The organism is uncultured Gimesia sp. (assembly GCF_937919775.1).
Lineage (GTDB): Bacteria > Planctomycetota > Planctomycetia > Planctomycetales > Planctomycetaceae > Gimesia.
In genome coordinates this window covers 1-12,708 of record NZ_CALFPF010000275.1, presented here as the reverse complement: position 1 = coordinate 12,708, position 12,708 = coordinate 1, and the positions used below count along the sequence as shown (strand labels likewise).

At 50.3% G+C, this 12,708-nt stretch carries 9 protein-coding genes; 3 read left to right on the top strand and 6 right to left on the bottom strand.

Annotated elements, in window-relative coordinates; genetic code table 11:
• Nucleotides 1–228: 228 nt before the first annotated feature.
• Together Q0294_RS07445 and Q0294_RS07440 are read left to right on the top strand one after the other, a co-directional pair.
• On the top strand, nucleotides 229–1,059 hold the full coding sequence (locus Q0294_RS07445; protein ID WP_299462696.1) for an aldolase/citrate lyase family protein: 831 nt from the start codon (nucleotides 229–231) through the stop codon (nucleotides 1,057–1,059).
• Nucleotides 1,056–3,392 (top strand): aminotransferase class III-fold pyridoxal phosphate-dependent enzyme, encoded by a 2,337-nt coding sequence (locus tag Q0294_RS07440; RefSeq protein WP_299462693.1) that lies wholly within the window; start codon nucleotides 1,056–1,058, stop codon nucleotides 3,390–3,392. Before Q0294_RS07445 ends, Q0294_RS07440 begins: the two co-directional genes overlap by 4 nt.
• A 39-nt stretch (nucleotides 3,393–3,431) precedes the next feature.
• On the opposite strand, the gene Q0294_RS07435 is transcribed toward Q0294_RS07440, so the two are convergent.
• The 3 genes from Q0294_RS07435 to Q0294_RS07425 form a co-directional block, all read right to left on the bottom strand.
• Complete coding sequence (locus Q0294_RS07435) at nucleotides 3,432–4,370, bottom strand: SPFH domain-containing protein (RefSeq protein WP_299462690.1); 939 nt, start codon at nucleotides 4,368–4,370, stop codon at nucleotides 3,432–3,434.
• A 986-nt stretch (nucleotides 4,371–5,356) separates the two neighbouring features.
• Nucleotides 5,357–7,624 carry a ferrous iron transport protein B gene (gene feoB, locus Q0294_RS07430; RefSeq protein WP_299462687.1) on the bottom strand — a complete coding sequence of 756 codons (2,268 nt, stop codon included), beginning with the start codon at nucleotides 7,622–7,624 and terminating at the stop codon, nucleotides 5,357–5,359.
• A gap of 111 nt (nucleotides 7,625–7,735) precedes the next feature.
• Entirely contained in the window at nucleotides 7,736–7,960 is a 225-nt protein-coding gene (locus Q0294_RS07425; protein WP_299462700.1) for a ferrous iron transport protein A, read from the bottom strand.
• Nucleotides 7,961–8,668: 708 nt separating this feature from the next.
• Between Q0294_RS07425 and Q0294_RS07420 the strand changes: the two genes are divergently transcribed.
• Nucleotides 8,669–9,607 (top strand): DUF1559 domain-containing protein, encoded by a 939-nt coding sequence (locus Q0294_RS07420; protein WP_299462684.1) that lies wholly within the window; start codon nucleotides 8,669–8,671, stop codon nucleotides 9,605–9,607.
• Between the two features lie 368 nt (nucleotides 9,608–9,975).
• On the opposite strand, the gene deoC is transcribed toward Q0294_RS07420, so the two are convergent.
• From deoC to Q0294_RS07405, 3 genes are all read right to left on the bottom strand, one after another.
• A complete protein-coding gene (gene deoC / locus Q0294_RS07415; protein WP_299462681.1) occupies nucleotides 9,976–10,677 on the bottom strand; it encodes a deoxyribose-phosphate aldolase in 702 nt (233 codons plus the stop codon).
• Nucleotides 10,678–10,682: 5 nt separating this feature from the next.
• Complete coding sequence (locus tag Q0294_RS07410) at nucleotides 10,683–11,606, bottom strand: sugar phosphate isomerase/epimerase family protein (RefSeq protein WP_299462678.1); 924 nt, start codon at nucleotides 11,604–11,606, stop codon at nucleotides 10,683–10,685.
• Between the two features lie 209 nt (nucleotides 11,607–11,815).
• The gene (locus tag Q0294_RS07405; protein ID WP_299462675.1) at nucleotides 11,816–12,238 is read right to left on the bottom strand and encodes a hypothetical protein; all 423 of its coding nucleotides are present in this window, start codon (nucleotides 12,236–12,238) and stop codon (nucleotides 11,816–11,818) included.
• Nucleotides 12,239–12,708: the final 470 nt, after the last annotated feature.

Here is a 12,708-nt window from a genome sequence, read left to right as displayed (position 1 = left end):
CGGCTGTGATTCAGTTCAGCCGTTGATAGACCGTGTATTTGCTGAAACGGTTACGCTATTTAGCACACCAGAGCTTGATACTTCAAAATATCCACTATAAACCGACTATTCTGAGCCGACCTGCCATCACGCTTGCAGAATCGATTGTAGTACAATAACTTATTCTTAGTGTTTTACTCCGAGCAGATGAGATCGTGCATCCCGCCCCTTAGATCAAGGACCTCTTCGATGAGAGCCAGTCGCGTCAAACAGAAACTGAGCCAGAATGAACCCGTGTTGATTACGCAACTGCATCTGCTGGATCCGTCTATTTTTGAGCTCACCAGCTTAATGGGCTTTGATGGCATCTGGATGGATATGGAACATCATACCTACAGTCTGGAGACGGCAACACAACTCATGCGGGCGGCGCGCATCGGCGCTTCGGATATTCTGGCACGACCCGCGAATGGGGAATTCATGCAAATTGGCCGTATGCTGGAAGCGGGAGCACAGGGAATTATGTATCCTCGCTGCAGCAGTGCTGCCGAGGCGGCGGAAGTCGTTAAATGGTCCAAGTTCGCCCCCCTGGGGAAACGCGGCTTTGATGGTTCCGGCGCGGATATGCCTTACTGCACGATGCCCATCTCGGATTACATTCAACAGGCAAACGAAAACACATTCATCACAATTCAACTCGAAGAACAATCCGCCGTCGATCAGGCGGAAGCGATTGCCGCGGTTCCCGGTGTCGACGCCCTCATGCTGGGCCCCGCTGATTTCTCGATTCTCGAGGGAGTCGCCGGGCAATTCAACCATCCCAAACTGCAATCGGCCATTCAGACCATTGCGGAAGCGGCGCGCAATCAGGGAAAACACTGGGGCATGCCGACGTTCAACACCGAACACGCGCAGGAATTAATGAACCAGGGCGCACGCATGCTGTATCATATGGCGGATATCATTTTTGTCAAAAATGGCCTGGAACAGATGCAGAAGCAATTCAGCCCACTCGGTTTTACTTTTGATAATCGACTGACAAACTCTGCCGCACATTATCTGCGAGGGGGAAAATCATGAAACACCGTTTTCCCAGTGACCGGGATCTTTTTGATAGCCAGCTAAAACACTTTGTTCCCCCCGACAGTTTCGATGCACATGCCCACCTGTATCGACAAGATGACGCAATTTCCGGTCTGCCTGAATCGGCAGAAAATGGACAGGGTCAATCCGGCTGGAAAGAATACTGCCACAATCTGGAGCTCTGGATGGGCGACCTGCGCCCGTCTGCAGGGCTGTTTTTCGCCATCCCTAAACCAACTCTCAATCGACCGGTCGCCAATCAGTTTATCCTGAGTGAACTTGCAGATCAGCCGGGATCAAGAGCACTCTTGCTGGTCACGCCCAAGGATTCCCCCGACGAAGTCGAAACGCTGATCAAGTCCGGAAACTATGTCGGCTTCAAAGTTTACCATGTGTACGCAGACAGAGCAGATACGCTCCAGGCAGAACCGCACGAATACATTCCGGAATGGGTCTGGGAACTGTCAAATCAATACAGCCTCGCCATCATGCTGCATATGGTTCGGGATCGCGCCATCGCAGATCCGATCAACCAGACTTATATCCGGAATCACTGCCTCCAATACCCGCATGCCAAACTGATCCTCGCGCATGCGGCCAGAGGCTTCTGTGGCAACCACACCGTCGAAGGTATCGCCTCACTCAGAGCCCTGGACAACGTCTTCTTCGACACGTCCGCAATTTGTGAATCCCAGCCTTTTGAAGCGATCCTGCGCGAATTTGGAACCACCCGCCTGATGTTCGGCACTGACTTTTCCGTCAGCGAAATCTATGGCCGCTGTGTGAGTATCGGCGACGGCTTTCTCTGGCTGGGAGAACAGAATGTCAACTGGGATACTGCCACATTCGCAAGTCCCAATCGCGTCGGACTGGAATCCCTGCTGGCACTCAAACAGGCTTGTCATACCCTGCGTTTAATCGATGCCGACGTGGAACGCATTTTCTGCCACAATGCCCGCAAGTTGTTAGACATTCAACCAGAGTCAGCACGGAACCTCACGCAGGAAACCTATCAGCGCGCCAAGCAATTAATTCCCGGCGGCACACAACTCCTCAGTAAACGTCCGGAGATGTTCGCGCCTGATTGCTGGCCCGCTTACTACCGCGAAGCGAACGGTTGCGAAGTCATCGATCTGGATGGAAAGAAATATCACGATCTGGCAACCTCAGGCATTGGCTCCTGCCTCCTGGGTTATCGCGACCCCGATGTCACCGACGCCGTCGTCAGACGCGTACAGCTCGGTTCCATGAGCTCCCTGAATTCCCCCGAGGAAGTCGAACTCGCCGAACTGCTAACGTCGCTTCATCCCTGGTCAGATCAGGCGCGGTTCTGCAGGACGGGCGGAGAATCCATGGCTATCGCGGTGCGTATCGCTCGGGCACGCACCGGCCGCGATGAAATCGCCTTGTGCGGTTATCACGGCTGGAGTGACTGGTATCTCGCGACTAACCTGCCCCGCAAATCGGCGGAAACGGGAACCACGCTCGACAAACATCTGCTGCCGGGGTTAAGTCCCGCTGGAGTTCCCCAGGGTCTTTCGGAAACCACGCACCCTTTCACGTTTAATGATACCGAGGGCTTGAAAAAAATCATCAAAGAACGCGGCCCTCATCTGGCTGCGATTGTGATGGAACCGACGCGTTACATTGACCCCGATCCCGGATTTCTGGAAGCCGTCCGTGAACTCTGCGACGAATGCGGGGCCGTGTTTGTGATCGATGAAATCACCACCGGCTGGCGACTCGCGTTAGGCGGCGCGCATCTGCATTATGGCATTGAACCGGATATCGCGGTTTTCGCCAAAGCGTTAGGCAACGGTCATCCCGTCGCAGCCATTATCGGCAAACGCTCGGTCATGGATGCGGCTGAAACCTCGTTTATTTCCAGCACCTACTGGACCGAAGGGGTCGGTCCCACAGCGGCGCTAGCCACAATCAGAAAGATGCAAAAAGTCAATGTTCGCCAGCACATCCAACGGATCGGGGAATTATTCCGCGCCGGTTGGCTGGAACTGGGAAAACAACATGACCTGCCCGTCAAAGCAGTCGGACACGCCGTTTTGTTACACCATCAGTTCGATCATCCGCAGGCGGCAGAACTCGGCACGCTGTTTACGATTCGCATGCTGGAACACGGTTTTCTGACGGGGAGCGGCTTTTATCCCACGCTCGCACATCAGGAAAGACATATTCAAAACTACTTCGCTGCCGCCGATACCGTCTTTGCGGAACTGGCGGAAGCGCTGCGTAAAGGCGATCTTGCCTCCCGTTTGAAAACCCCCGTGCGCCATTCCGGATTTGCCCGGCTGACCCCCAGTCAAAAATCATAACCAGGAATCGAAACTCAAGCTGTGCTCGAGGCGTACGCATTAGCTGTAGGAGCTTCCGGTATTCACCACCGGCTGCGTATGCCGGTCGCTGCACAGCACCACCAGCAGATTCGAAACCAAGGACGCCCGATAATTGTTATCCAGTTCGACCACTTTCCGTTCCGCCAGATGGTCCAGCGCCATTTCAACCATGCCCACCGCACCCTCGACAATTTTCGTTCTGGCAGCCACCACCGCCTGCGCCTGTTGTCGCTGCAGCATCGCGGCGGCAATCTCCGGTGAGTAAGCCAGATGACTGATGCGGGCTTCAATCACTTCCACGCCCGCTTTATCCAGGCGTTCCTGAATATCAACCCGCAACTGGTCACAGACTTCCGTGGTATTGCCGCGCAATGAAACTTCATGGTCTTCGCTGTCATAAGGGTGACGACTGGCAAGATTTCGTAACGCGGCTTCACTTTGCACGGATACAAAATCTTCGTAATCGTCCACCTCAAACATCGCCTCTGCCGTATTGACCACGCGCCAGACAACCACCGTCGAAATATCAATCGGATTCCCATCTCGGTCATTCACTTTCGATGGTTTTCCCGTCGAACGACTTTTCGCGTGAGTAACATTTCCCGCAGCATCCTTCTGTTCGGGACTCGAAACAGATCCGGTTTCGAAATTGCGAATCCTCAAAGAGATTTTGTGCTTAGTAAAAAAAGGATTCACCCAGAAAAAACCGGACTGCATCACCGAGCCCTTATACTCACCAAACAACAACAGAACACGCGCCTGATTCGGGGCAATCGCCATACAGCCAAACAGGCCAATCAAGCAGGAGGGCCCTATAATGAATGCCAGAAACATCAACGGGCCACTGCTAAAAACAGCCCCGGCAATAAATAACAATACCGCGGACAGTACTCCGCCCAGACAAACTGCTAACGGAAACCAGCCCGACATGGGATGATAAATTCTTTCCTCTGTCATTTTCCTGCTCCCTGAATTCAGTCTTGATTCGATGTTTACGCTGTTAGAAACGAAGAAGAAATCGCCTTAGATCAAAAGAATCTGTGATTTCATACTATTTTGGATCTTTTCCCCTGCTGCTTTAGAGAACTTTCTGCCTGACTGTTATCCGGAAACTCAATTTTGGCCGCCGTCAATCGTCAAAACAAGGGCACATTCTCGACTTGACCTCGCGGAATCTCTGCTTAAACTCCTGAATATGCGTCGCGCGCGAGGGAGTTAACAACAGATGAATCGATGTGTCACTGCTGATTTCAGCACCTTTTTAAAAAACGCTGAATGCAAAGGGAGTTTTCACCGATCTGTGAATCTCTACCCCAGCCCCCTGCCTGATGTTCACGGTTCCTGACTCGCTTTCAACTCTATTTTGACAGATTTCCATCAGATTTCGTCTTTTTTTGTCCCTGATCGCGACATTCACGCGCATAACGGTTTTTCGCCGTTTAAGTTGATTACTGCCCCTGCCTCATCTCTCCATAGACAGGTGATGCAGCAAGACAAACCCGGCCTATTCTAGCAGTTAGCGAGACCGGGAGAGAGGTGAGAATCGGCAGTCATGAAAAGGGAGAACATGACCGCGTCGTAGATTACCTGGGGTTTTTCAGTTGATCCAGCGAAACAAAGTTCGGAGTTTTCGCAGCCCCGGCGTCACAGCCCGTGCACGATCCCCCCGCACATCCCGGGCGCTGTTTGCAAAAACGCACGATGCGGCGGATCAGAAAATAGACCGCTGCCGCAACAAAAAAAAGCGTTGCAACGAATTGCCAGTCAATTTGATTCATAACGCGACCTCATGCGGAAAAGAACGCTCTATTGATCTTCTTCACTACTCTTACGAAATTCGACACGCTTTCGCTAAATCGCATCCCAATTAACCATAACATTTCTCGTTCTATGATACTCGTGTCAATCGGCCTTGGAGACGCGACAGGAAACCGGGACACAGGCTAAATAAATAACATACCCACCTGATACGAAATAAATGCACCGACATACGCCAGCGTCGTCATATAGGTAAATGAAACCACCGGCCAGAACCAGCTGTTGGTTTCACGCCGAATGACCATTAACGTTGCTGCACACTGGGCACATAACGCAAAAAATACCATAATCGAAATCGCCACGGGGATATTAAATACCTTACTCCCATCGGGCCAGGTCGCAGCACGGACCGAACCGATTAAACCTTCGTCGTCCTCGCTGATATCCCCGCCCAGACTGTAAATGGTTCCCAGCGTCGAAATGATGACTTCCCGGGCCGGAAACGAGGCAATCACACCCACGCCGATTTTCCAGTCCCAACCCAGCGGTTTCACGACCGGAGCAATCCAGTGTCCGGCTTTTCCCAGAAAACTGTTTTCGACCAATTGACTGCTCAAGAGATTCTGTTTCTCATTTAACTCTGACTGTTCCTGAGTCAGAACGTCTTTTTGAGTCTGCAGTTCTTTGAGCGCCGCGGCTGTGTCTTCTTCCGCAGCAGCAATCTGCCCCTCAAGTGTTTCCAGAGAGACATCAACCGTTTCAATCCGGTTCTGGACTTGAAACTGTTCGCTGTGATCTCCCGGAAAATAGCCGGCGGCCCAGATCAGAATCGAGGTCATAAAGATCAACGTGCCCGCTTTGACCACGAACGACTTGGCACGATTATAAACGCGAAAGATCACATTCCGCGGCGAAGGCCATTTATAACCCGGCAGTTCCATCACAAACGGTGCCACATCCCCTTTGAAGCAGACACGCTTCAGAAACCAGGCCACAGGAATGGCAATTAACGCCCCAATCGACGACATGGCAAACAAGACCATCCCCTGCAAGGTCACGACGGGGCTATTGGCAATCGAAAGATAAGCAATGTTTGGAATGAAAGCGGCAATGAACAGCGTATAAACGGGCCAGCGGGCCGAACAACTCATGAGCGGCGCCACCAGAATGGTCGTCAGTCGTTCGTGCCGGTTTTCAATCACGCGCGTCGCCATAATACCGGGCACCGCACAGGCAAACGACGACATCAGCGGGATGAACGATTTACCGCTTAGCCCTAAACTGCGCATCAAACGATCCATAATAAACGCGGCCCGGGCCATATAACCGCTGTCTTCCAGGACGGCGATGAAGAAATACAAAATCACAATCTGAGGCAGGAAGATCAGTACGCCTCCCACCCCCGCGCTCACACCATCCACCAGCAGACTGCGCAATGGACCGGGGGGAATCACCGATTCCACAGCCGCATCCACCAGACCCTGCCCGGCTTCAATCAGATCCATCGCGGGACCGGCCCAGGTAAAGACCGACTGAAACACGAAAAACATCAGCAGAAAAAAGAACAGAAAACCAAAGATGCGGTGAGTCAACCAGCGATCAATCTTATCGGAAGCCGTCACCCGATGGTCGGGCGGATGCTGTACTACGTCCTGTAAGAGTTCTCGCGACCAGCCGTAACGCAAGCGGGCTTCCATCGCGGGAACGGCAAAACCGGCTGCCTTCAACCGTGAGCGCGCCTCATGTAAATGATCCATCAAGCCATTTTTTGCATGATGCTCGAAGTAGGATTCGACATAACCGCCTACATCGAGCAGTAACCGGTCGACCAGAAAATCCGGGGCGGCCTGCTCCTGCGGAGTCTGCAGTTTCTCTCTGAGTAAATTTCGTTCTGAATAAAAGGCATTCGGGAACAGTGCCAGCGGCGGGTGCGCTGCTCCTGCCTCAATCTTCAGAATGGCTGCTTTGAGTTCTTTGAGCCCTTTACCATGATGTGCTTCCGTGCAAATCACAGGAATATTCAGCTTTTGAGATAAAGCCTGTGCGTCAATGATTACCCCCCGCGACCGGGCCAGATCACACATGTTGAGGACCAGTACCACGGGAATCGACAGGTCGAGAATCTGGCTGAACAGATACAGATTTCGTTCCAGATTTGAAGCATCCGCAATACAGATAATCGCATCGGGACGGGGAACACTTTTTTGTCTCCCCAGCAAAACATCAACCGCCAGCATTTCGTCGATCGAACGGGGTGCCAGACTGTAGGTTCCCGGCAAATCGACCAGATCTATTTGGCGGCCTTCCCAGGTCACACTGCCAACTTTCTTTTCCACCGTTACGCCGGGAAAGTTCCCGATGTGGGCATGCCCGCCGGAAAGCTGATTAAACAGCGTACTCTTCCCGGTATTCGGATTGCCGATAATGGCAATCGTCATTTTTTTTTGTTGCACTGTGTTTTGCAGCACGGCAGGAGTGTTGATCATGGAATTGGGAGATCTGAAAGCGGGGCTCTCATACGGGAGGAAAATAGAACGACCTGTTATTTCAGGAAGGCACGTTCGTTATACAATTTCGACTTCGACACACTTTGCTTCATTCAGTCGCAGAGATAAACGGTAACCGCGCACTGCGAACTCCAGCGGATCGCCTAAAGGAGCTTTCCCCAACAGCTGAATTTGTTCGCCGTCAATGAGCCCCATTTCCATTAAGCGAATAGATATCGCATCTTCACCATTGATCTGTGTAATCCGCGCCACCTGGCCTTTTACAATCTGGTTTAATGTCATCACTTAAGCACTCTTGGCACCAATAATTTTTGCAGCGTGTGTTTTGTTAATTCTGCAGCATCAAATCAGCTTAGTGCTTAATAATATAAGGAAATTGAGACTCAGTTTCAACTCCCTGCTTTAGCAATTCTGACTTAACTGCATGGGATCTCGCTCATTGCCTCTATGGTTAAAGTTGTTTTCTCGCCGCAACTGCTGAGTGGTAACCTGGAATACAGCCGTTAATAAAGACGAAAAGTACCTAATCCCTATAATAACATGTTGTTAAGTCTAACAGGATTCATATTTTGCAATGATTAAAGTCTCATCCCCACGGGTTGCTTTTTCCATTCGAAGTCGCATTCGGAATGACTCACCAAAAGCCGGTCGGACATTTTGTTCATGAGTATACACAATTGACCTGAATATACACAAAGCCTTGCCTCGCCTTGATTTTGATCAATCTAAATATTGATTTTCTCTTCATATTTTTTTATAATTGGATGTGGTGTTTCCACCTACTTCGTAAAGGTTCCGTGTCGATAAATTTCTCATTAATGTCCGTTTAATTTATCACACAGCAATTCAGCACAATTTCATCTGTGATCCGACTAATAACTATTTAAGACTGAATACCAGCGATTGGCCTGTTGGTTTCAGCATTTTTCGTTTCGTGTTTTTTTCAACATATTTTTGTTGGTCTCATTTCTTATTTCAGGAGTTCAAGTAATGGAAAAATTGTTGCTCAAAAAGAAGCGTGGTTTCACGCTGATCGAACTGCTGGTGGTGATTGCGATCATCGCGATCTTAATTGCCTTACTGTTGCCTGCCGTTCAACAGGCCCGTGAAGCAGCCCGCCGTTCACAGTGCAAAAACAATCTCAAGCAGATTGGTCTGGCACTGCATAACTATCACGATAACTTCAGAGCGTTTCCGCCTGGAGATGTCAGAAGAACTTATGGCACCGGTGTTCAATCCTGGACGACCAGCCAGCTCGGTTGGATTCCCCGCATTCTGCCCTTCCTGGATCAGGCTGTGATTTACAATCAGATCAACTGGGAAATGGAACATGGAGTCAGTGCGGCCCCTAATAGTAACATTCGAAAAGAAAAACTGACCGTCATGCGTTGCCCCAGCGATTCATCGCGTCAACCTAATGGAAGTTATGGGCCCACAAACTATATGGCCTGTAGAGGTAAATCGACAGATGCCGGAAATAATTCTCCTGGTTCTGTTTTCAGTATGAACAGCCTTGTCAGAATACGTGACATTGAAGATGGGACAACCAACACTATGATGGTCTCGGAAACCTTTGCCAGTGCCAAATTGTGTAGCGAATTACCAGTCAGCAATACTTGTGCAACCACTTGCGCCACAGAGTATAAAAATAGCGTAACGGATGAGCAACAAGGTTATTCCTGGATGTATGCTTCATTAAATCAATCACATTATTATTGTACGTTTTACACCCCCAATCCCCCAATACCTGACTGCGGTGCAGGTTCCAGTTCTACTACGGCACTCGTGTCAGCCCGCAGCAAGCACGTCGGGGGAGTCCACACTCTGCTGGGTGACGGGTCCATCCGATTTGCTTCCAATAATATTGACCTCAATATCTGGCAAAACCTGGGTAATCCTAATGATGGAAATGTCCTGGGTGAATGGTAGGACTCATGCATGATTCCTAAATGCTGAAAAAACACCTCGCCACTTGTTGCTCGATTCACAGTGGCGAGGCTTTTTAACTCAACTACGTTTCGTCAGTCATTTCGCACTTCGGTTTCCTAAATACTCAATTAGTTTACCCGCAGCCGTTTCATACCAATTTGGAATAATACATACCATGACCAGATTTTTACGTTCAATACTGCTTGCCACCTGCATGACTCCTTTTCAATTCGGCTGTGGGGATGAAGCTCCCATGACTCCTGACTCAGATGATGATCCAGTACAACAGCTAGATCCTGCAGTGGAAGCGGAAGCGCAAAAAAAAGCACTTAAATCGCAGTAATCGACAAGTACTCCGGGCAGAATTTTTAGCGGGAATTCAACGGTGGAAGCTTCAGTCGCTCGCGGCAGGTATCTAATATCTCACGGGTGGCGCTGGCTCCCACGCGGCTGACGCCGATCGCGCGGACTTCCAACAGTTGATCGAGCGTGCGAACGCCGCCCGCTGCTTTGACCTGCACATTTTCGGGACTCTGCGCCCTCATCAGCTTGAGGTCACACAGCGTCGCACCGCCAGTGCCGTATCCCGTTGATGTTTTTACCCAGTCAACGCCCAGCCCTCCGCAGATCCGGCAGAGTTCGATTTTATGCTCAGCCTCCAGGTAGCAGTTTTCGAAGATCACTTTGATCTTCTGTCCCGCCTGATGGGCGATGTTCGTGATCGCTTCGATCTCGTCAGCCACATACTGCCATTCCCCGCTTAACACCTGGGAAAGATTGACCACCATATCGAGTTCTTCGCAGCCCTCAGCAATCGCCCGTTCTGCTTCGGCCTGTTTCACATACGTCGTATGCCCGCCATGCGGGAAACCGATAGTCGTACTCGCTTTGACGGTCGAACCTTCCAGGAGTTCCGCACAGCGCTTGAGATAAAAGGGCATGATACATACGCTGGCCACATCATAGGCCAGCGCCAGTTGGCAGCCCGCTTCTAATTCTGCTGTGGTCAACGTCGGCTTCAATAACGAATGATCGATCATCTTCGCAATGTCGTGATAGCCGAATTCCATAAGACTTACTTTCTTTCGGGAATAAAATTCCGCAGATAGGTATGACATTGTCGCAAGGCGGCCAGACAGGATTCGGTCGAATCTTCGTAGGCACGATCCTCCACTTCCACACACACCGGCCCTTGATAGCCGATGTCATTCAGTTGCGAGAAAAAACTGCCCCAGTTCACCTGCCCCAGACCGGGCAACTTGGGACTGTGATACTCGAGCGGATGCGCCAGAATTCCGACCTGATCCAGCCGATGCTGATCAATGCGGACATCCTTGGCGTGAACATGAAAAATTCGATGGGCAAAATCGCGAATCGGTGCCAGATAATCCATGTGCATCCACACCAGATGAGAAGGATCATAATTCAATCCAAAATACTCGCTGGGAATGTCCTCATACATGCGTTTCCAGATCGCCGGACTGCAGGCCAGATTCTTACCGCCGGGCCATTCATCCTGCGTGAAAGACATCGGACAGTTCTCGATACCAATCCGCACTTGCTGCTGTTCCGCAAATTTGATAATCGCCGGCCAGGTCTGTAAAAAACGGGGCCAGTTTTCATCGACTGATTTTTTCCAGTCGCGGCCGATAAATGTATTCATGCGATTCACGCCCAGCATGCCGGCGGCCACGATGACCTTCTGAATGTGGTCGACATACTTCTGCGCTTCTTCCGGATCGGGCGTGAGCGGGTTGGGGTAATAACCCAGAGCACTGATCGAAATGCCGAATTCGTCGGCCAGTTGCTGAATGACCTTCACATCCGATTCAGTAAACTCTTCTGCAGAGATATGAGTCACACCGGCATAACGGCGGGCATCTTTCCCTTCCGGCCAGCACATGACTTCCACACAATCGTAACCGATTTCCGCCGCCGCCTGAAATACCTGTCGCAGTTCGTAATCAGGCAAAATCGCCGTAACAAAGCCCAGTTGCATCGCATCGCTCCCTGACAGAATCAAACAATCATGCTCCGTAGAGCAACGCATTTCTGAAACTGCCTATGATAATCGAGAACGCGGAAGAGATCTACAACAGCCTTTGGAATCGATCTCAAAGAGTCAGAATGAACCGGAGTATCTCAACGGCGAAAACCCAGCCAAAGCGTTCCGGGTCGGGGAGAGAGGTGAAATGGCAAAAGGCGGGATTACCAGATCTCTTTCAGATTGAAATCATAAGTCTGAATGCGGCGGCCTGGTTCAAATTCTTCCGGGGATTCCGCTAAGATGCGTACCCAGACCTGATGTCCTTCATAGGTCGCTTCAATGGAAACATGCGATCCCAGCTGATCATCAAAATCAACGGGTAACGCCTGCCAGAACAAAGCGCGTACTTCCTGAAAGATTTCCCCGAGTTTGAGGATATCGAAGCAGAACTTGGAAGGCGCCAGAACCCCGTCCCATTCACCGCCGACAATCTCGGTATTCGATGCAAACAGAGTGACTTCCCATTCATCACGGCTGAGGTGGTGAAAGAAATGGCAACCGATCGGCGACAGAACATCGACATCATACATTAATGATGCCACATGGTTTGCCATCGTATTAAGCCAGGTAGGAGGAGCAGGCATCGATAATTGTCAATCTGGAATTTTAATGGTCATCTAAAGAATAGCTTGCCAAAAAAATAAAGGCCCTGAAACATATCCATTCAAGCAAAACATGACTGTCAGATTTTATTTACTTGACACAAAAGATTGCAGAACCTCGCCATTAACGATCAATTCCAAAGTCTGCGTAGTCCTCATGCTGAAAAACGTTCATTCCCGGGATAAATCGCGAATTTTTCCTCTTCGCCGGGTGTACTTTACCCCACTTGAATCATCCAGTTGTGTAAAACTTTACGCAAAATAAATGCCAAAATCATTGGTGAGACAGGATTAACGAAGATCGCGGCGAGAAAGAGGTAAAACGATTCAAAATCCGAGATTCAGAGTCGATAATTCAAATTCACCTGCAGGAGATTTTACAGATTAATAATTATTCTCAGGATGAGTATTCTGAGTGTCAAGAAACTGAAACACCTCTGATCATCAAATTG